This is a genomic window from Acinetobacter sp. A2, assembly GCF_048537555.1.
In the GTDB taxonomy this organism is placed as follows: Bacteria; Pseudomonadota; Gammaproteobacteria; order Pseudomonadales; family Moraxellaceae; genus Acinetobacter.
The window spans coordinates 2,241,793-2,263,540 of record NZ_CP183239.1 but is presented as its reverse complement, the minus strand read 5'-3'; the positions used below and the strand labels follow the sequence as shown (position 1 = coordinate 2,263,540).

At 41.9% G+C, this 21,748-nt stretch carries 17 protein-coding genes; 7 read left to right on the top strand and 10 right to left on the bottom strand.

The window, feature by feature from the left end; all coding sequences use genetic code 11:
* Window positions 1-32 precede the first annotated feature (32 nt).
* Window positions 33-2,855: a ribonucleoside-diphosphate reductase subunit alpha gene (locus tag ACNS8M_RS10755; RefSeq protein WP_168541623.1), complete on the bottom strand. Its 2,823-nt coding sequence runs from the start codon at window positions 2,853-2,855 to the stop codon at window positions 33-35.
* A 590-nt stretch (window positions 2,856-3,445) separates the two neighbouring features.
* Between ACNS8M_RS10755 and bfmR the strand changes: the two genes are divergently transcribed.
* Window positions 3,446-4,162, top strand: coding sequence for a response regulator transcription factor BfmR (bfmR, locus tag ACNS8M_RS10750; protein ID WP_168419339.1), 717 nt, complete (start codon window positions 3,446-3,448; stop codon window positions 4,160-4,162).
* 63 nt (window positions 4,163-4,225) lie between these two features.
* The gene (bfmS, locus tag ACNS8M_RS10745) at window positions 4,226-5,887 is read left to right on the top strand and encodes a sensor histidine kinase BfmS (protein WP_323126713.1); all 1,662 of its coding nucleotides are present in this window, start codon (window positions 4,226-4,228) and stop codon (window positions 5,885-5,887) included.
* Between the two features lie 86 nt (window positions 5,888-5,973).
* Here the strand turns inward: bfmS and putP are convergent, their stop codons facing one another.
* The 5 genes from putP to ACNS8M_RS10720 form a co-directional block, all read right to left on the bottom strand.
* The gene (putP, locus tag ACNS8M_RS10740; RefSeq protein WP_168541625.1) at window positions 5,974-7,464 is read right to left on the bottom strand and encodes a sodium/proline symporter PutP; all 1,491 of its coding nucleotides are present in this window, start codon (window positions 7,462-7,464) and stop codon (window positions 5,974-5,976) included.
* A 225-nt stretch (window positions 7,465-7,689) separates the two neighbouring features.
* Complete coding sequence (locus tag ACNS8M_RS10735) at window positions 7,690-8,544, bottom strand: SPFH domain-containing protein (protein WP_168419337.1); 855 nt, start codon at window positions 8,542-8,544, stop codon at window positions 7,690-7,692.
* Window position 8,545: 1 nt separating this feature from the next.
* Entirely contained in the window at window positions 8,546-9,031 is a 486-nt protein-coding gene (locus tag ACNS8M_RS10730; RefSeq protein ID WP_168419336.1) for an NfeD family protein, read from the bottom strand.
* Window positions 9,032-9,168: 137 nt separating this feature from the next.
* Complete coding sequence (locus tag ACNS8M_RS10725; protein WP_168541627.1) at window positions 9,169-10,086, bottom strand: patatin-like phospholipase family protein; 918 nt, start codon at window positions 10,084-10,086, stop codon at window positions 9,169-9,171.
* A 64-nt stretch (window positions 10,087-10,150) separates the two neighbouring features.
* Window positions 10,151-10,804, bottom strand: coding sequence for a 1-acyl-sn-glycerol-3-phosphate acyltransferase (locus tag ACNS8M_RS10720; RefSeq protein ID WP_168419334.1), 654 nt, complete (start codon window positions 10,802-10,804; stop codon window positions 10,151-10,153).
* Between the two features lie 227 nt (window positions 10,805-11,031).
* Between ACNS8M_RS10720 and ACNS8M_RS10715 the strand changes: the two genes are divergently transcribed.
* Both ACNS8M_RS10715 and ACNS8M_RS10710 read left to right on the top strand, forming a co-directional pair.
* A complete protein-coding gene (locus ACNS8M_RS10715; RefSeq protein WP_168461209.1) occupies window positions 11,032-12,309 on the top strand; it encodes an MFS transporter in 1,278 nt (425 codons plus the stop codon).
* Between the two features lie 128 nt (window positions 12,310-12,437).
* Window positions 12,438-13,559: a porin gene (locus ACNS8M_RS10710; RefSeq protein WP_168461207.1), complete on the top strand. Its 1,122-nt coding sequence runs from the start codon at window positions 12,438-12,440 to the stop codon at window positions 13,557-13,559.
* 284 nt (window positions 13,560-13,843) lie between these two features.
* Here the strand turns inward: ACNS8M_RS10710 and ACNS8M_RS10705 are convergent, their stop codons facing one another.
* On the bottom strand, window positions 13,844-14,521 hold the full coding sequence (locus ACNS8M_RS10705; RefSeq protein WP_168525086.1) for a DUF421 domain-containing protein: 678 nt from the start codon (window positions 14,519-14,521) through the stop codon (window positions 13,844-13,846).
* A 175-nt stretch (window positions 14,522-14,696) separates the two neighbouring features.
* Between ACNS8M_RS10705 and ACNS8M_RS10700 the strand changes: the two genes are divergently transcribed.
* Complete coding sequence (locus ACNS8M_RS10700; protein WP_168461205.1) at window positions 14,697-15,743, top strand: molecular chaperone DnaJ; 1,047 nt, start codon at window positions 14,697-14,699, stop codon at window positions 15,741-15,743.
* 415 nt (window positions 15,744-16,158) lie between these two features.
* Here ACNS8M_RS10700 and ACNS8M_RS10695 read toward each other — a convergent pair whose 3' ends face one another.
* Window positions 16,159-19,053, bottom strand: a complete 2,895-nt coding sequence (locus ACNS8M_RS10695; protein WP_168525084.1) for a valine--tRNA ligase — start codon at window positions 19,051-19,053, stop codon at window positions 16,159-16,161.
* Between the two features lie 251 nt (window positions 19,054-19,304).
* Here ACNS8M_RS10695 and ACNS8M_RS10690 point away from each other — a divergent pair, with 251 nt between their 5' ends.
* Together ACNS8M_RS10690 and ACNS8M_RS10685 are read left to right on the top strand one after the other, a co-directional pair.
* Window positions 19,305-19,973 carry a hypothetical protein gene (locus ACNS8M_RS10690; protein WP_168541629.1) on the top strand — a complete coding sequence of 223 codons (669 nt, stop codon included), beginning with the start codon at window positions 19,305-19,307 and terminating at the stop codon, window positions 19,971-19,973.
* 42 nt (window positions 19,974-20,015) lie between these two features.
* Complete coding sequence (locus tag ACNS8M_RS10685) at window positions 20,016-20,822, top strand: SDR family NAD(P)-dependent oxidoreductase (protein WP_168417996.1); 807 nt, start codon at window positions 20,016-20,018, stop codon at window positions 20,820-20,822.
* 48 nt (window positions 20,823-20,870) lie between these two features.
* On the opposite strand, the gene ACNS8M_RS10680 is transcribed toward ACNS8M_RS10685, so the two are convergent.
* Entirely contained in the window at window positions 20,871-21,329 is a 459-nt protein-coding gene (locus ACNS8M_RS10680; protein ID WP_168417997.1) for a YbjQ family protein, read from the bottom strand.
* A gap of 31 nt (window positions 21,330-21,360) precedes the next feature.
* On the bottom strand, window positions 21,361-21,717 hold the full coding sequence (locus ACNS8M_RS10675) for a YbjQ family protein (RefSeq protein ID WP_168417998.1): 357 nt from the start codon (window positions 21,715-21,717) through the stop codon (window positions 21,361-21,363).
* Window positions 21,718-21,748 lie beyond the last annotated feature (31 nt).

Sequence of the window (21,748 nt, the reverse complement as noted above, 5' to 3'; positions counted from 1 at the left end):
GCCTTACTTCTGAGTCAGATACCTTTAGTTAATTACTGACACGCCTCACAATCAGGGTTGTCAATTGAACATGCCATTGGCACTGGCGCTGCTTGTGCAAAATCTTCATCAACTGCTGCAGCTGCTTCTGGTGCAACGGCTGCCACAGGGGCTGCGGTTACGGTTGCAGGTTTTACTGCGTTCAATGCACCTGTGTTAATGGTCGATTTCTCTGCAGAAGTCGCACCTAATGCACGTAGGTAATAGGTGGTTTTCAGACCACGTAACCATGCCATTTTGTAAGTCAGGTCAAGTTTCTTACCGTTTGCACCTGCAATATACAAGTTCAACGATTGCGCCTGATCAATCCATTTTTGACGACGTGATGCTGCATCTACAATCCAGCGTGGTTCGACTTCAAACGCAGTCGCGAAGATTGCTTTCAATTCTTCAGGAATACGTGAAATTTTTTGTACTGAACCTTCAAAGTGTTTCAGGTCGTTAACCATCACAGAATCCCACAAATCACGCTCTTTTAATGCACGAACAAGATAAGGGTTGATTACCGTAAACTCACCAGATAAATTCGATTTCACATATAAGTTCTGGAATGTCGGCTCAATAGACTGAGAAACGCCACAAATATTTGAAATGGTTGCTGTTGGTGCAATAGCCATTACGTTTGAGTTACGCATACCATCTTTTTGAACTTTGGCACGTAGGCTGTCCCAATCTAAACGCTGAGTACGGTCAACTTCAAACATACGTTCAGGACGTGATTTCGCTACGATGTCTAAAGAGTCGATTGGTAGGATGCCTTGATCCCACAATGAACCTTTAAATGTTTCGTAAGTGCCACGTTCAACTGCCAAGTCACTTGAAGTTTGAATTGCGTAGTAGCTAATTACTTCCATAGACTCATCGGCAAAATCAACCGCAGCATCTGAACCATAAGCCAAGTTCATTTCATATAGCGCATCTTGGAAGCCCATGATGCCCATACCCACAGGGCGATGCTTCAAGTTTGAATTTTTCGCTTGTGGCACTGCGTAGTAGTTGATGTCGATGACGTTGTCGAGCATACGTACCGCAGTTTTAATGGTGCGTGCTAGTTTTTCACGATCTAACACACCGCCTTGAACGTGTTGCACAAGGTTGATTGAACCTAGGTTACATACTGCAATTTCATCTTGGTTTGTGTTTAGGGTGATTTCTGTACACAAGTTAGATGAGTGCACTACACCAACGTGTTGTTGTGGTGAACGTAGGTTACATACGTCTTTGAACGTGATCCATGGGTGACCAGTTTCAAACAGCATCGATAACATTTTGCGCCATAAGTCTTTAGCACGCAGTTTCTTATGCAGCATGTTGGTTTCTTTGGCAATGCTTTCGTAATACGCATAACGCTCGGCAAAGGCTTCGCCTGTTAAGTCGTGCAAGTCTGGCGTTTCAGATGGCGTGAACAGTGTCCATTCAGCATCTTCAAAAACACGTTGCATGAACAAGTCTGGTACCCAGTTTGCTGTATTCATGTCATGGGTACGACGACGGTCATCCCCCGTGTTTTTACGTAGTTCTAGGAATTCTTCGATGTCTAAGTGCCAAGTTTCTAAGTAAGCACATACTGCACCTTTACGCTTACCACCTTGGTTGACCGCAACCGCAGTATCGTTCGCCACTTTTAAGAATGGCACAACACCTTGAGATTTACCGTTAGTACCTTTGATGTATGAGTTCAAGGCACGAACTGGTGTCCAGTCATTGCCTAAACCACCTGCCCATTTAGACAGCATTGCGTTATCTCGCATTGCGCCATAAATGTTGTAAAGGTCATCAGAAATGGTAGTCAAGTAACAGCTCGATAACTGTGGACGTAGCGTGCCTGAGTTAAACAGGGTAGGTGTAGACGCCATATAGTCGAAGCTAGACAATAAGTTATAGAACTCGATTGCACGTGCTTCACGGTCATCTTCATTGAGCGCTAGACCCATCGACACACGCATGAAGAACAATTGTGGAAGTTCAAAGCGTACGCCATCTGAGTGAATGAAGTAACGGTCAAATAAAGTTTGCAGACCTAAATAGGTAAACTGGTTTGAGCGCTCAGGCTGAATTGCAGCTGCAAGTTTAGCAAGGTCAAACTCAAGCAAGTCTGCAGAAAGCAAATCAAGTGCTACACCTTTTTTCAGGAAGGTTTCTAAAGCGTCGCCTTCTGGAGTGTCTACAGCTAAGCCCAAGAATTCTAACCCTGTTGCCACCAAGTCATTACGCAATAAACGCGCAGTCACATAAGTATAGTTTGGTTCTTGTTCAATACGGGTACGGGTCGCCATCATCATGGTGGTAGAGATGTCTGACTCTTTTACGCCGTTGTAAAGATTTTTTACGGTTTCATCAATGATGGCATCTACATCAATGCCTTCTAAACCTTCAGCAGCTTTATTTACTGTCGCTTTTAACGCACCTAAGTCGAGTGGTTTAAGCTGACCGTTGGCATCGGTCACTTGTAAGGTTGGGTGATGATTTTCACCAGCTTGCTTACGTGCTTCAGAGCGTTGTTCACGGTAGATGACATAAGCACGGGCAACTTTTTGTTCGCCAGTACGCATCAGCGCAAGTTCAACTTGGTCTTGAATTTCTTCAATGTGAATAGTTCCGCCAGACGGTAAACGGCGATTGAACGTATTCAGCACCATTTCTGTCAGTTGTTCGATACGATCATGAATACGGCTTGAGTCTGCGCTTTGTTGACCTTCTACAGCCAAAAACGCTTTGCCAATTGCAACTGCAATTTTTTCAGCATCGAAAGCGGCAACATCACCAGTGCGTTTAATCACTTGTAATTGACCGGGGGTTGATGTGATTACGCTCATGTCAGCATAGCTCCATTGTCATCTATTGTTATGTTTATGGACCATTTAAACTGGGCAAAATTTAGGCCACAGCGTTTGAGGAATAAACACAAGACTTAGTGGTTTAAAATTGAATTGAACACAAGATACGGGAAAATTGAGGGTAGATCAATATTGACTTTTTTTTTAAATTTTGACTTTTTCTGAATTAAAATTTATCTCAAAAATACCGAATTTTGTCCTATTGGCTATAAGCCTTATCAGACAAGGGCATAGCATAACAAAGCTCGGAAAAACTGCTTATAGATAACCTTGTGGATAACTTGAAAAGTTAAGAGATAATTTTTCCAAATCAAGCAAGGGCTTGATCTAGTGCAAAAAATACCCATTTTGTAACTTAATATTTCTTAAAAGTGCCCAAAAATTACTAAAACTAGAAAAATACTATAAATTCAATGCTTAATAAAAATATAACAAAATAATACGCAGATGTATCAGTTTGGTGAACGGCATCTTGTTTACAATGTAAACGTGTGTATATTGCAAATTATACAAAGACCTATCTGTCAGATTTTAAAAGTGATAGGTCGAATCCAATAAAGGGATAGGTTATGAGTCAAGAAGAAAAGTTACCAAAAATTTTAATTGTTGAAGATGATGAACGCCTTGCACGTCTTACGCAGGAATACTTAATTCGCAATGGTTTGGAAGTTGGGGTAGAGCCAGATGGCAACCGTGCCATTCGCCGTATTATTGCAGAGCAACCCGACCTTGTGGTGCTAGATGTGATGTTACCAGGCGCAGATGGTTTAACCATTTGTCGTGAAGTTCGTCCACATTATCATCAACCAATTTTAATGCTTACGGCTCGTACCGAAGACATGGATCAGGTGCTTGGTCTGGAAATGGGTGCAGATGACTATGTCGCAAAACCTGTTCAACCACGTGTGTTATTGGCGCGTATTCGTGCTTTATTACGCCGTACCGATAAAGTCACTGAAGATGAAGTGGCACAGCGTATTGAGTTTGACGACTTGGTGATTGATAACGGTGGTCGTTCAGTCACACTGAATGGTGATTTGGTTGATTTCACCAGCGCAGAATATGACCTGTTATGGTTGTTGGCGTCGAATGCGGGACGTATTTTGTCTCGTGAAGATATTTTCGAGCGTCTGCGTGGCATTGAATATGATGGTCAAGACCGTTCAATTGACGTGCGTATTTCACGTATTCGTCCAAAAATTGGCGATGATCCTGAAAATCCTAAACGTATTAAAACTGTACGCAGTAAAGGTTATTTATTTGTCAAAGAAACCAATGGCATGTAATTTACGTTTCACTGAGTCAGACCCTGACTCAGATATAAAAATAAGTCACATAGGACGGGTTTAGTGCTTAAACACAGTATATTCTTGCGTATTTATGCAGGGTTGGTAATTTTGGTCGCCATAGTCGCTATTCTGGGCTACTTATTGGTGCAAATTATCAACTATCAGCGTGCGCAGGAATATCGTGAATCTTTGACCGATGGTATGGCATATATCATCAGTGAAGGCATTGCACGGCAGCAAAATGAACAGCAAAAGAAAGACTGGATTTCTGATGCTTCCGATTTGCTGGAATTGCCCATTTACTATGTGCAGGCAGACAAAGTTGATTTGTCGCGCGCAGAGCTGAGACGAATAAAAGAGCGTAAAGCCGCTGTGCGCTATGATGCCGAAAATATGATTGCCTATATTATTTTAGGCATGAAAGATGATCCTAATCATTATTTATACATCAAGGCAGATAAAATTACAGAACGGCAAATGAAAGCATTGCCTATTTTTGTTTTAGATTATTTGGTGTATTACCCAGGTCAAGAAAAAGAATATCTGGCCAAGATTCAGCAGCATTTTTCTTACCCGATCAATATTAAAAATATTCAGGAATTACCGCTCGATTCTGAACAGATTGGGCGTTTAAGACTCGACCATAGCATTATTTTATATCGTGACAATGCCACAGTGCGTGGAACCACCATTTCAATTGTCTCGCCAATGCCGAACTCACCCTCAGAAGTGCTGGTTTTAGGGCCTGTACCGTTGTTTAACTGGATGCCATTCCAGTTGGCAGCAGGGATTACCTTACTGAGTATGTTTATGTTGAGTTTGGGTGTATATGGTCTGATTTTGCCAATGCAGCGTAAAATTCGTGAAGTGAACTATGCCTTAAACCGTACCAAATCGGGTGATTTAAACATGCGTTTACCCGTAGATGGTGCCGATGAAATGGCAAGTTTGGCATCTAGCTATAACAGCATGTCAGACCATATTCAGCGTTTGATTGAAGCGCAGCGTGAGCTGATGCGTGCGGTATCGCATGAACTGCGCACACCTGTAGCACGCATCCGTTTTGGCATGGAAATGCTGGCAGAGGAAGATGACTACGAGTACCGTTTACAGCAAATGGAAATGATTGATAAAGATATTGAGGCACTGAATACCTTAATTGATGAGATCATGACATACGCCAAGCTGGAACAGGGCATGCCATCTTTAGAAATTGAAAAGATTGTTTTACTGGAAGTCTTGGAACAGGTTGCCACTGAAACTGAAGCCTTAAAAACCCAGAAAGATATTCAGTTGATTGCCCCACCAGATACTTTAGAAGTGGAAGCAGAACGCCGCTACCTACACCGTGTGGTGCAAAACTTGGTGGGCAATGCCGTGCGTTACTGTGACCATAAAGTGTTGGTCAGTGGTGGTATTAATCCGCAAGGAATGGCCTATGTTTGTGTGGAAGATGATGGCCCAGGAATTCCGGAACAAGATCGCACACGTGTCTTTGAAGCCTTTGCGCGTTTAGATGACAGTCGTACCCGTGCATCGGGTGGTTATGGCTTGGGGCTGTCGATAGTGAGCCGTATTGCGTACTGGTTTGGCGGTAAAATTGAAGTCGATCAAAGTCCAAATTTAGGCGGAGCACGTTTTACTATGAGCTGGCCAGCCAAGCGTTTTAGCAAAGTGAAAAAGAAAGGACCTGTAGAGAAAACGACAGATTCATTGACGTGATTTGAATTTTAAAGCACCTCTTAACAATAAAAAAACCAGTGCAGTTCAAGGCACTGGTTTTTTATATCTAGGTTTATAAATTTAGCTTAACTTAATTCTTTATATTGTTGATCAGCCTGTTCAAAACGCGCTGTTACTTCCTGACTTGGTGCTTTGCCCAATAAACTCACCACCACAATTGCAAGCCATGAACAGATAAAGCCTGGAATAATTTCGTAAACATCCGTATCTGCCCCTAAGTTTTTCCAAAGAATGACCATGACCGCACCAACAACCATCCCCGCCAATGCGCCATTTAACGTCATACGTTTCCAGAACAAAGAAAGAATGATGAGCGGACCAAATGCAGCACCAAACCCTGCCCATGCATAAGACACTAGCCCGAGTACTTTCGCTTCAGGGTTACCTGCCATCCAAATGGCCAATAATGCAATCATCAGTACCATGCCACGCCCGACCCAAACCAATTCATTCTGTGAGGCATTCTTGCGTAAGAAAGATTTGTAAAAGTCTTCGGTTAAGGTACTTGAGCAGACCAAAAGTTGACAGCTTAAGGTACTCATAACCGCTGCTAGAATTGCAGCCAAAACCACACCTGCCACCCATGGATTAAACAAAATTTTTGTCAGTTCCATAAATACGGTTTCAGGGTTGGCATTGACCACACTTGCAAGCTCAGGATGTTGCTGGAAGTAAGCGATACCAATAAAACCTGCTGCAACAGCACCGCCTAAACACAGGGTCATCCAAGTCATACCAATACGACGTGCTTTAGGAATAGATTTCACAGAATCTACGGCCATAAAACGCACTAAAATATGTGGTTGTCCAAAATAGCCAAAACCCCATGCCATCAGAGAAAGAATCGCCACCCAACTTAAATCTCCCATAATATTTAAGGCTTGTGGGCGTGCTGCTTCTAAAGCAAGAGTGACTTGGCTAAGGTCTGAAAAACTGAGTAGGGTGATGATTGGTGTGAGCAAGAGTGCAAAAATCATGAGGCCTGCTTGAATGGTGTCTGTCCAGCTGACGGCCAAAAAGCCACCAATAAACACATAGCTGATGGTGGCAATCGCACTAATCCACAATGCTGTGCTATAAGACAGATCGAACATGCTTTCAAAGAGGCGTGCACCTGCGACCATGCCTGATGCGCAATAAATAGCAAAGAAAATTAAAATCACGCAGGCAGATACAATGCGCAGCACTTTCTTTTGGTCATTGAAGCGATTTGAAAAATAGTCGGGCAAGGTCAGTGCATTATTTTGTACTTCAGTATGTACCCGTAAGCGACCTGCAACCAATAACCAGTTGAGCCATGCACCTATAATCAGACCAATGGCAATCCACATTTCAGACAAACCATACAGATAAATAGCGCCAGGCAAACCCATGAGCAACCAGCCACTCATATCGGATGCGCCTGCAGATAATGCCGTGACCAGACTTCCTAAACGACGACCACCCAAAATATAGTCGGAGAAGTTGCGGGTTGCACGGTATGCCAACAGCCCAATCATAAGCATGGCAATAATATAAAACAGGAAGGTAATGATGGTGGGATTGAGTGCGCTCATAGGGTATCCATTTTTGGATTGGACAGTCGATAGAAAAATGCAAAGGGTGATGTCGGGCAGTTTAGTCGCTCAAAGTGGTCTGTACATGCGCTTCATCTACCAAGTTGCTTCCATCAATAAACGCGAAATTTAACCATACATTAAAAAATATTTCAGTTTTATTTCTTCTTCTGCATAAAAATAGGCAGCTTAATAGCTGCCTATTGAGTTGATTTATAAATTGAATTAATTGTTGCGACCCATCACGCCACGAATGGTATTCAAGACATCAGCAGGTAAAACCACAGTTTTAGCATTGTTGGATTTCGCCATATCTTGCATGGCTTTCACATATTGTTCACCCAACAGATACGCTACAGGAATTTCTTTATCACCCACTGCTGAGCTGACCATTTCAATTGCACGTTGTGAAGATTCAGCCAATACAACCTGTGCTTCTGCATCACGACGTGAGGCTTCCAAACGACCATCGGCTTCTAAAATAGCAGCTTGTTTTTCACCATCTGCTTTGGTCACTGTCGCACGACGTTGACGTTCAGCCGCAGCCTGTTCTTCCATAGCCGCTTGCATGGTGTGTGATGGTTTAATATCCTGAATTTCTACAGTTTTAAGGGTAATCCCCCAATCTGAAATATCGTCAGAAATGGCTGCTTTCAGTTTGGCTTTAATGTGATCACGTGAAGACAAGGCATCATCTAAATCCATTTCACCCACAATCGAGCGCAGCGAAGTTTGCACTAGGTTTTGAATCGCCCAAGTATAGTTTTCAATGCCGTACACCGCTTTTTCTGGTGTAGTCAGGTTGATATAAGCCACAGCGTTCATAAGCAGTACTGCGTTATCACGGGTGATCACTTCCTGAGATGGAATGTCTAAGACAATGTCTTTGGTGGTGACTTTATAAGCCACTTCATCTACATACGGAATGACGAAGTTTAAACCAGGAGCAAGGGTGGTGTGGTATTTACCCAAACGCTGCACGATCCATTTATAACCTTGCGGAACAATGCGCACACCTTTAAAAATAGTAATACTGACAAAGGCTAAAATCGCTAAAACAATAATAGAACCACCAGACATTTTAATTTCTCACTTTTTCGTTGTCATGTGTGCTGTGATGCGGCTGCACCACTAAATCATTACCCAAAATATCAATCACGCGAATACGGTCACCCACTTGCACAGGGCTGGTGGTACGGCAGTTCCACTCATCTGAACCAAGTACAGGCATTGGAAAACGGACTTTAATTTGGTCATGCTCCAAATTAATTTGAATCACCATGCCAATTTGTCCAATGGTGGCTTCGCGTGACAGGCCTGCTTTGGTTTTATCGGTAGATAGGGGCTTAATAAATTTAAACCAAGCCAAAGTACAGAGTACCGATAGGATAATCCACATCACCAATTGCGTGGTGGTGCTCATCATGGGGAACATCCAATATAAAATACCCACCATGATTGCCCCGACGCCAAACCATAAGGCGGCAAAAGCAGGCAACATGAGTTCGGAGAGCATTAACAGAACGCCTAGTACAAACCAGTGCCAAGGTTCAAGAACGAATTCCATACATCTACTCGCGTATTTTTACTGTGAATTGAAACTGTTAGTGTGATGTGTGCTGGCATCATGGTTAGATGATATTTTGCACTTTCATCACTTTAACAGATCAATAAGTTTCTGAATATTAAAAAAATCACTGAAATTTAAAATTTCGGACGTGGTGCTGGTTTTAATGCAGCCGGTGATTTTTTAAAGTTCTGAATCGCTTGCTGGATGGCACGAATTTTAAGTTGTGCCGCTTTTTCACCTTCCAAAATAGTTTGGTTACTGGCTTTTAAATCGAGCGTGCCAATATGACCGACTTTGGGTTGAATCACGATATTGGCTTGAGCCAGTTCCTGATTGATACTTTGCTGCCCCATAATATTTAGGGTTTGATCGAGTAAACCCCACATATTTACAGGTTGATTACCTGTTGGACGTGCTGAAATATCAACAGCAATCACCAAGTCTGCCCCCATGGCTTTGGCTGTTTCTACAGGAATCGGACTGACCAGACCGCCATCGACATATTGTGTTCCGCCAATGGTGGCAGGTACAAAGACATTCGGAATACTGCAAGATGCACGAACGGCTTGACCTGCATTGCCTTTAATAAAGTCGGCTTTGCGGCCATTATCTAAACGTGTGGCAACGGCAGCAAAACGAATTGGAAACTTTTCAATAGGTTTGTTGGCCACGTGTTGATTGACATAATCTTGTAGTTTTTGTCCTGCAACAAAACCTTGACGGCTTAATGTTAAATCACGAATGTCAGATTCTTTAAACGTCAGGGCAATATGCTGAAGCTGATAAGGACTTTTACCACTGGCATATAAGCTGCCCACAAAACTGCCAGCACTGGTGCCTGTAACAATTTTAGGTTTAATACCGTGGGATTCTAAAACTTTAATTACACCAATATGGGCAAAACCTTTGGCACCGCCACCACCAAGTGCCAGTGCAATGACAGGTTCACGAGCCTGAATCGGTGTCGTACTTGGTGGTGTTTTTGTCGTTTTATCGCAGCCCGCTAAACTCAGGGCAAGTACGCCCAGCAAAGAATAATGAAGAAATCGCATATCAGCCAATTATAATCAGATCAAACAAACTGGTGACCATCTCAACAAAAAATGAAAACTTTGACTAGCCTTTTTTCAAAAGCTTTTGTAACGGTTTGGCCAGCCAATGCGGATTTTTAGCCGAAAACTTACCGGTATAGTGTTGATAAATGGCTTCTAAATCTTGACCATAATTCCCTGTAGGATGAAACACCCCCAAAATATGAATGGTTTTGTGGGCATAATCAAAAGAGAACATCACAATGGGGATGTTGGCACCATGGGCAATATGGTAAAAGCCACTGCGGATATTTTCAGCCTGTTTGCGTGTACCTTCGGGTGCCATACCAATCCAGATTTTTTCTTTTTGCCGCACAATTTCAATAATGTCCTGCGTATGACCTTGTGGAGAATGACGCACCACAGGAATTACCCCAATCCAGTTTAAAAGTGGTTTGAGCGGTGTTTCAAACAACGTATGTTTGCCAAAAATGGTAATTTGAATACCCAGACCAAGTAGTGCGGTGAAACCGTGCCAAGCATCAATGTTTGACGTATGCGGAGAAATAATAGCAACGGCTTTGGGCAAGTTTGGAAATTCACCCACCATTTGCCAGCCTTGAGCCAAAAAGATATTTTTAAATACAGCACGGCTCGAGGCTGTACCACGTTGTGGAACTTGGTCTGGTAATTGTGGAAATTGCCGTGTCGTACGTGAAAGTGGATTGGTCATTTTCATGGGGGCAGTGTCATCCTGACGTGCATAAAGAACAACGATGTAGATGCCATATCATGACGCATGCATCTAAATCTATTCAAGATATTAGACTTTCGCTTTGTCTGATTCATTGGCAAAATAGTCGAAATCTGATGATGAAAATGATGAAAAATAACAATCCATGATTCAAAATTTTAGTGCAGTACTGCGCTATTTTGATTGATTACCAATATTTTGATTGAGAAGCCATGCCCAACTTGCGCCAGACCTATTTGTTACTGTTCTCTTTATATTGGGCGCAGGGTTTACCTGTTGGGTTTATGACCCATGCCTTGCCTGTTATTTTACGGGCGCAAGGTGTGTCTTTAGCGCATATCGGTGGTTTTGGTTTATTGATGTTGCCGTGGTCAATTAAGGTATTTTGGGCACCTTTGGTTGATCGTTTGGGTTATCAACCGCTAGGGCATTACCGTAGCTGGATTTTACCTTGTCAGTGGCTTAGCGTGTTGGTACTGATTGGGCTGTCGTTTTTACCCATTGAGTCTTTAAATCATCCTATTTATTTGTGGGTGTTTTTTGTGGCTTTGCTGAGTATGAATTTAGTCGGTGCTACGCAGGATATTGCCACCGATGGTTTGGCCGTCAATATTTTACAGGCCAAGCAGCAACATTGGGGCAATACTTTTCAGGTGGTTGGCTCTCGACTTGGCTTTATTGTTGGCGGTGGTGCAATTCTGTGGGCATTGGACTGGCTAGACTGGCAAAAAACTTTTTTGATTTTGGCGGCATTGGTTTTTTTAAATACTTTACCCATTTTGCTGTTTAAAGAACCACAGCATGCTTCCAAGCGAGCACTTGCTCAACCTTTGGTCAAAATGTCATTTCGCGCACGTCTTGCTGCTATTCGGGAATATCTACAATATTTTGTAGAAACACCTGTGTTGTACGCATGGCTCTGGGTCTTGCTCAGTTTTAAAATTGCTGATGGTCTTTCTGGCCCATTACTGAAACCGTTAATGGTCGATTTAGGTTTAAGTTTTTCTCAAATTGGTATTTATGTGACCATGTTAGGTGCGCTAGCGGCTTTGTTAGGCGCAGGCATTGCGGGCTTGATGCTGAAATGGTACTCACGCATGCAAGCCTTACTGATTTTTTCGGTACTGAAAATTTTGAGTTTAGCGGCCTATGCTTATTTGGCTTGGCAATATGAACAGCAAACTCACGTTCCACACTGGCTCATTTATAGTATTAATGCAGCAGAAGACTTATGTTCTGCCATGTTATTGGTGGTCATGCTGACCTTAATTATGCAATACAGCCGTAAGCAATACGCAGGCACAGATTTCACATTTCAGGTGGCCATTATGGCAACCATCAGTGGAGTGTTATATACATTGAGCGGTATTTTGGGCGATGTTTTAGGCTATGCCCATTACCTGATGCTGATTTGTGTGGTGGCATTGTTATGTCTTGTTCCGATTTTGAAATGGTCAAAAAAGGCCAAATTACCCCATCCTGATTATTGATTAAATTGGCAATCAAGAACAGCAAGTTTAATGATAAATATAAGATAAATTTATAAAAATTAATTTATTTTTATCAATATGACAGCGCTGTAACATCTGTTGCAAATGATTTCTCAGGATGAAACAACATGAAAACTCAACTTGCAACAGCGCTTGCGCTTAGTCTTTTTTCTAGTGCTGTCTTTGCAGCGCCGTCATTTTATGGCGAGATTGATGTCTCGATTGATTATCTGTCAGAAGATAATCGGGCAGGGGTGAATCAGCGTGATGTGGTGGAAATTAATTCAAATAGCTCTTTTGTTGGGCTAAAAGGGGAAGAAAAAGTTACAGAGCGTTTAAATGCACTGTATCAGGCAGAATTCACCATTCATGTAGATGATGGAGAATCCAATTCAGATACTTTTGTGCCACGCAATTTATTTGTTGGGCTTAAAGATGCGCAATTGGGGACGGTCAAAGTCGGCAAAATTGATACACCGCTGAAACAACTTTCTGGTGCGGTAGATAACGTTAATAACTATGTCGATAACAAAGCCGATGTAGCGGGCATTTTTACAGGTGAAAACCGCATAGATAATGTGGTGGTTTATGAATCGCCTGCATTTAAACTGAATGATGCACAGCTAAAAGCTACGCTACTATTGGCTTCAGGTGAAGCTTCTGGTATTGCCAAAGGCAAGGGCGCATCTAAAGTAGCAGGTCGTGGTTTAGGAGATGCTTTTTCGAGTTCACTGGTTTATGACAACCAAACAGTGTTGCTTGGTGTGGGGTATGACAAAGCAATTCCATCCAATTTTGCAGGCGGGGGTATTTTAAATACCAAACAGGGTGAAATTGGGGAAGTTAAGGCCATTTTTGCAGCAGCAGATACCCTACGTGCAATTGGCCGAGTGAATTTAAATCATGGAGTTGTACTAAAGACTTTATATCAAACTTCGGAAGTTGCTGCAGTTGCGGGGAATGATACGCGAGCCGCCACAATTGATGATTCTGAAGGGTGGTTAATTGGTGCTGAATATAATCTGTCTGCTATAAAGGCATGGACACTGAAAGCACAATACAGCCAAAATACAACTCGCTTTAAGGGCGCACAAGCAGACTTTGATGCACAGCAACTATTCGCAGGGGCAGAGTATGCATTGAATAAACAGCTGAAAACTTATGCTTATGCAGGTTTACTGACCTTAGAACAAGGGCCAGCAGAAACCAAACAGCCTGTGGTGGGCACAGGGTTTGAATATAAGTTTTAAATTTTTACAGAACAGGGTGTTGTATGACAGCGCCCTGTTTTGACTTCTGAAATATGTGTATTAAGTGAATATCAATAAAAAAGCGACCCTGACGGAGTCGCTGGAGTATAAGACGCATCTACATTGTGCATGATACGTAACTAAATTTTTATGATGGATGCAAATTATTATTTGCGCATTCAGTGCATCACCGAAGCAGCGGGTACAGTATAAATCTAAATTATGACAATACTGCGACAGCTTAAGTCGCATGGGTGTTTTTAAACCGATCCCGTGTGAATCTACTAAGCGCGATAAGGCGTATTAATGGCTTGTGTCCATTGCTGTTTGCTGCAACGTGGACAGACGACATTGGCATGTTCGAGTAAACTGACATGACCACAATACATACAGGCATAGTAGGTATGCGGTTCTGTACGGTGAATGGCTTGGCAGGCTTTAGGGAATAACGGCAAGCCGTATCGTGTTGCTTCGCCTAGAAAAAATAACATGCTGAATTTGCCATCACTTTCCAGTAAACCAACACGCACCTGACCTAAATGTTCAACTCCTTGCTGGCGCATTTCTGCAAAGAATTCATCATGCGACATTTTGCCCAGTTTAATCTTTTCTAAAACCAGTTCACCATCTTCTACAATATAAAGTGATTTGCCCTCCACCAAATCTTCAAAGGCTTGGTATTTCATCATTAACCATGTAATGAGGCGATACATGGCAATCACCACCGCCATGACCACTAAAGCATGTACCAATGGCAAATCTTCGGTAAACATCGGGTCGCCAGCAATAGACCCGAGCGATAAAATAATAGCCAATTCAAAAATAGACAGTTGGCGTACGCCACGTTTACCTGTTAGCCGTAAAAATATAATGATCATGCCAAACATGAGTGCGGCACGAATAATCAATTCGGCAACAAAGACCCAAGTGGTGTCGTGAATAAAAATCTGCTGCACGTCCATGCGTTATACTCATTAAGATGCTTTTAGCAATGTAGCAACTTTAACTTACTCATTTTTTAGTGTTTTTGTGAAGTTTATAAGTGGCTCTGCTACGGGAGAAACCAATCAAGCCGTGACTATGCGAGTTGTATGCATGACGGCATAATACAATTTACCTTTTACTTTAATTTTAACTATGACTTTTGCATTAAGCGCTACACCTCAAACGGTGCTTGAAGTTACACCACAGCATAAAAAACTAAATGTGTTGATTGAGCAGATTGAACAGCAAAAACGGTTATTGCTTGCTTGGCAAAATGCCAAAGATGAAATTCGTGCTTATAGTCAAAAGGCGTTGATGCCTGCTTATCGTGAGTTATATCGCACGCTGTATGAGCAGATGCAGACGCTGTGGAATAGCCTCAGTCATTACCATTTAAGTAAGTCAGATACGGTAACTGTTGAAGATAAAATTCAGGCACTCACTTGCTTGTTGCAAGGTTCGCATTTGTTAACCCAAATGCAGGTAGATGAAGTGGAAAAGATGTATATTTACTATGCACAGGCAAGTGAATATAGCCAGAATAAAAAATCTAAGCAGAAATCTAAAAAGAAAATGGAAACGTCTTTTGATGTGCCTGAAACTTTAGATACTGAAAATGAAAGTTATGATGAAAATTGGAACAGCGAACAATATCAACAAGTACGAGAGCAGGCCAAGTTAAAACGTCAGCAAGATAAGCAAGCTCAAGCTGAAAAGATGGTGAATCAATCGCTTAAAATGGTTTATTTAAAAATTACCTCGATTATTCACCCTGACCGTGAACCTGATGAATCTAAGAAAGCAGAAAAGACTGAACTTTTACAACGTGCTAATGCGGCTTATGAACAGGAAGATTTATTCTTTTTACTGAAACTGCAGCTTGAAGTAGAACAAAGTAAACAGGGTACAAATAAAGGTTTAAGTGTGGAGCAAGTGAAGTTTTACCAACAGGCTTTAGAAGCCCAAAGCCAAGCCTTGCAAAATCAAATTCAGGAATTGATTAACTCACTGGTTTGGTCAAATAAAGCCAAAATTGCGGTGCAGAAATCCAAAGGACAATTGAATATTGCTAATTTATATAAGCAGATTGATGCGGATGCATCTGCGGTGAAGCAACAGCTTAAAGCGGAGAAGCAACGGCTAAGTTTTATGGGGAAAGAGAGTGGGTTGGAGATGCTGTTGGAGCATCAGGTTTTATGATTTACCTCTAACTTAGCGAGAGAGGTAAATATATGGAATAATCTTATTTACTACGCATAGCCTCAATGATTTTTAACAGAGCATCTTGCATTTGCCCAGAGGTAGCTGTTGATAAGTCAATTTCGAGTAAATTATCTATAATTTGAATTTTTTTGCCGCTCATAGGCTTTGTTGCACAAAGATTTCATAACTATATGATTTTAAAAGTTTTGATTATTTTTTGATCCAAAATTAAATTTATTTAAATCAGATGCTTACATATTTATGCAACAAAGCCGTTGATAAATCTAAAATAGATTTATCAACAAACTTTAAAATTCTTCTATTTTGCGTTATAGATTCTAATACAGACATGAAAAAAATCCCCTCAATTATGAGAGGATTTTAGCTTTATTTTTAATATTTTAGCAATAAATTAAAGCGCCGCAATTTGCTCCATATTCGCTTTAATCTTCGCTAACTGGTCAGCAAATTCAGCAAGTTTCACTTTCTCGCCTTCAACCACAGCAGCAGGGGCTTTCGCCACAAAACCTTCATTCGCAAGTTTAGTTGCAATTTGGGCATGCTGTTTTTGAACCTTGTCTAAATCTTTTTGTAGACGACCCAATTCCGCTTTAGGGTCAATTAAGCCCTTCATTGGAACGAATACAGATACGTGACCAACGACAGAAGATGAAGACAATGGTGGTTGTTCGCCATCTGCCAAGAATGTAATGCTCTCAACTTTTGCCAATGCTTTAAACAATGGTTCAATGCGTGCGATCTGTGCTTTTTCAGCATCAGTTGTGTTTTGAAGCAGAACAGGCAACAAACGTGCATTACCTAGACCCATTTCACCACGAATGTTACGCACCGCACCAATCAAACCTTGTAACCATTGCATATCTGCTTCAGCTTGATCATTGATGAGCGCTTGCTCAGCAACAGGGTATTGCGCAAGCATGATGGTTTCACCACCCAAGCCAATCATTGGTGCAAGTGTTTGCCAAATTTCTTCAGTCAAGTACGGCATGATTGGGTGTGCAAGACGTAAAGATGCTTCCATCACTGCAAGTAATACACGGCGAACTTCGGCTTTACGCGCTTCTGAAACATTTTCGTCATTCAGAACAGGTTTAGTCAGCTCTACATACCAGTCGCAGTATTCATTCCAAATAAAGTCATAAATTGCTTGCGCAGCCAAGTCTAAACGGTAGGTTGCAAACGCTTGGTGAACAGCCTGTTCTGCCTTTTGTAAACGGCTGACAATCCACTGCTCAGGCAACTCCCAAAGGTCTTGACGTACTTCTTGGCCTACAGTTTGACCTTCAACATTCATTAATACAAAACGGGTTGCATTCCAGATTTTGTTGGCAAAGTTACGATAACCTTCAACACGTTTCATGTCGAACTTAATGTCACGGCCTGTGTTTGCAAGTGCACAGAAAGTAAAACGAACTGCATCTGTACCGTATGCTTGAATACCTTCAGGGAATTCTTTACGGGTTGATTTTTCAATCTTCGCTGCTTGTTTCGGGTTCATCAATCCCGTCGTACGCTTTTGTACTAAAGTTTCAAGATCTACACCGTCAATCAGGTCGAGTGGGTCAAGCACGTTCCCCTTCGATTTAGACATCTTCTGACCTTCACTGTCACGTACCAAACCGTGTACATACACAGTTTTGAACGGTACTTGTGGTGTGCCATCTTCGTTTTTCATGAAGTGCATGGTCATCATGATCATGCGCGCCACCCAGAAGAAAATGATGTCAAAACCAGTCACCAATACATCAGTCGGGTGGAAGGTATTTAAGAAATAGTTTTCTTTATCCTTCGCTTCGTCACCAGTCCAACCTAAAGTGGAGAATGTCCAAAGTCCCGATGAGAACCATGTATCGAGTACGTCTTCATCTTGGTTCAATTCAACATCGGCAGGGATGTTGTTTTTCGCACGAACTTCAGCCTCGTCACGGCCAACAAATACATTGCCTTGCGCATCGTACCAAGCAGGAATACGGTGACCCCACCACAATTGACGTGAGATACACCAGTCTTGAATGTTGTTCATCCACGCCATATACATATTGCTGTATTGCTCAGGCACGAACTTGATACGACCATCTTGTACTGCTTCAATTGCAGGTTGTGCAAGAGGAGCGATCTTCACATACCATTGGTCTGTCAATAATGGCTCAACGATCACACCTGAACGGTCACCACGAGGTGGCTTAAGCGTGTATGGTTGGATTTGATCTAACCAGCCTTCAGCTTCTGCTTGTTCAACTAACTTTTTACGTGCTTCAAAACGCTCTAAACCAATGTAGTCTGCAGGTGCAGCAATGGTTTTAGAAATTTGCTCGCCCGCTTTTGCGATGTACTCAAACTCAGCCAATACTTCCGCATTTTTATTGAAGATGTTGATGATTGGCAATTCGCAGCGTTTACCCACTTCATAGTCATTGAAGTCGTGTGCAGGCGTGATTTTCACACAGCCAGTACCAAATTCTTTATCCACATATTCATCTTTAACGATTGGAATGGCACGACCTGTAATTGGCAGGATGATGTTTTGACCTACCAAATGTGCATAGCGTTCATCATCTAGCGCAACAGCAACAGCTGTATCACCTAACAACGTTTCAGGACGAGTGGTTGCAACGACGATGTGATCTTTGCCATCGTGCGTACGCAGTGACTTGTCTTCAAAGAAATATTTAAAGTGCCACAATGAACCTGCTTCTTCTTTATCTGATTCAACTTCTAAGTCAGAAAGTGCAGTTTGTAATTTTGGATCCCAGTTAACCAAGCGTTTACCACGGTAAATTAAACCTTCTTCGTGTAATTTCACGAAAACTTCTTTCACCGCATTCGATAAGCCTTCATCCATGGTGAAGCGTTCACGTGACCAGTCTACCGAAGAACCTAAACGACGGATTTGACGGGTAATGTTGCCGCCAGATTGTTCTTTCCATTCCCAAACTTTTTCAATGAACTTTTCACGGCCTAAGTCGTGGCGGCTGATGTTTTGTGCACCCAATTGACGCTCAACCACCATTTGCGTGGCAATACCTGCGTGGTCTGTACCTGGTTGCCATAAGGTATTTTTACCCGACATACGGTTAAAACGAGTTAGGGCATCCATAATGGCATTGTTAAAACCATGACCCATGTGCAAGCTACCAGTGACGTTTGGCGGCGGAATCATGATACAGAATGATTCACCCTTTTCAGACGGCTTGAAATAGCCGTTGTCTTCCCAAGTCTTGTACCATTTTTTCTCGATCTCGGTTGGATCGTAGGTTGTAGCAATATTTTGCGCTGAATCAGTCATAGTAAGAACAGGTTAAAAGTGAATAAAAAATTGCGTCTATTGTAGCAAAAAAATTGCCAGCTAAGCGAGATTCAGTATCGTCAAACTTCTTGCAATTGGCAGTTGGGCAAACTCATCGTATGATGAGCAACAGGGATGATAAAAACTTGAAGATGCTCATTGCATATTACTCGGTTTTAAACTGGGATTAAGCAAGGAGTTTTAAAATAGATGACAACACATCAATACGGTCAAAATAGGCAAGTTCAGTTATGACTTATGCTGTAGCATTAAAATTAAAACCAGAAACCTATCAAAAATTTCAACAATTGCATCAACAGTTCAATGCAGGTGAAACCGAAAGTTTGGCCAAACCTTTAGGAGCAGTCTTAACCGAAATTTCCTGTGAAGTGATTGAGCAGTTGTTTGGTGAAATGTCACGCTCTAAACATGCGCTAGACAATGAGTCTGAAAAAACCATTCAACAGGTAACCGATACCATGCAAAAATATATGCCGTGGTCGGTTTCATTTTTTGGCAATGAACGCTTAACGCCTATGGTTAATTATTTGGCCGAGATGATGGATCAACAGGCAGGTCAGGCAGTTTTAACCTATCCTGTAGATAGCATTTCAATCAAAGAAACTTTAGGTAATATTGAGCAGATTAAGCAGGGCAACAGTGCCTATATTGACCCTGCCTTTAAAGGATTTGTTCAAATTATTGATCAAGGCGTAAGCTGTTTAATTCGTGATCCGAAAAAAATGCTGAAATTTAATTTGGTGGTCGATAAAACCTTAAACGGTGTGATTCAGTTAACCACGCAACTGGGCTATAAACGTCTGGAAAAAATGGGTAAGCAATTTGATTTAGAAAGTGCAGAAATTTATTCGAACCATTTTCTTGGTTTTTTACAGCATCCTGCACAGCTGAAAGCTTAAATTTTAATGACTTAGATTCTTCAATAACGCGGACAAACGGTTATGGCAAAACGAGAAAATTTAGAACATAAAGTGGTGTGGATTACAGGCGCATCTTCAGGAATTGGTAAGGCACTGGCCAAAGAATGTGCTTTACAGGGTGCGCAAGTCATTTTAACAGCACGCCGTTATGAAGAGTTGGAAAAAGTACGTGTGAGTTTATTAAACCCTGAACGCCATCTTTCAGTCTGTGCAGACATCACCAATGAAAGTCAGGTTTTGCATGCTTATGAGCAAGTTTTGGCACGTAAAGGGCGGATTGACTGGTTAATTAATAACGCAGGTTTAAGTCAGCGTGCCTTAATTGCAGATACCACCATGCAAACCGAACGCACCATTATGGAAGTCGATTATTTTTCACAAGTATTTCTGACCAAAACAGTCTTGCCGACCTTTTTACAGCAAAAACACGGGCGCATTATTTTTGTATCTAGTGTTGCGGCATTATTAGGTACTCAATATCGTGCTTCCTATTCAGCAGCGAAAAGTGCCATTCACATGTGGGCCAACAGTTTACGTGCCGAAGTGGCAGAGCAGGGGGTACAGGTCTCGGTGATTTTCCCAGGCTTTGTGAACACCAATGTATCTTTTAATGCGCTTAATGGTGAAGGCAAGCCACAAGGGCATCAAGATGAAGCCATTGAAAATGGTTTAGATGCAGATGAATTTGCCAAAACCACAGTAAAAGCCTTGATGGCAGGGGAAGAATATATTGTAGTGGGTGGTGCTAAAGAAAAGCTGGGTGTATTGGTGTCTCGATTATCACCAAGCGCTTTATATAAAATGATACGTAAGACTAAGGTCAAGTGAGTTAAAGGCTCTCAGTATCATCATCTAGATGATGATACTGTTTTCATTTTAGTGTGCATGAGGAAGTGTGGTGGAAGAATGAATCGCCGTGCCATAAGCAAAGACTTCGACCATGCCGCCTTGCATCCCTAATTCTGTGGTACTTAAACGCAGTCCCATAATTTGAGTTGCACCTACTTTTTCAGCTTCAAGTTTTAAGCGCACCACTGCTTCACGACGTGCACGCTCAACAATGCTTTCATAACTGGTTAAACGACCACCAAAAAAATTCTGGATGTTGGCAATCACAAACTTAAAATAATCATGTGAAATCACCACATTACTGTGTACTAATTGTCCCGTCTGGGTGCTAGTTTGAAAACGGTTGTTATCTACCCGAATATAGCTTAAGCGCTGTTCTTGCTCTGCCAAATATTTGAAATGTTTGCGCTCATTATGTCGACCAAAGCCAAAACCAACAGCAAACAAAACAGCAAAGACAATAATTTGTAGAATTAAATTATCCATGTGGTGTTATCCCCATCAAATCACCCCAGTCTTAATTTTGCACAGGGAAAGGGTCTGGAAGTTTAGGGATGTCAGCTTCAACTACAACCGCAGTGCCGTAAACGAACAGTTCCGAAGCACCTTGCGCAATATTGGATGTAGAAAAACGTATTCCGACGATGGCATTTGCACCTAAACCACGTGCTTTTTCAATCATACGGTTCATGGCTTCTTGACGGGACTCTTCTAAAAGTTCGGTATAGGCAGTTAATTCACCGCCTACAATATTTTTGAGTCCAGCCAATAAGTCACGCCCAACGTGTTTACTGCGCACAGTGCTGCCATATACCACATCAATTTGGCGGGAAATGCGATGCCCCGGAACAGATTCAAGATTGCTGAGTAACATATTTTTTTGAGTGAAGAGAAACGAATCTACT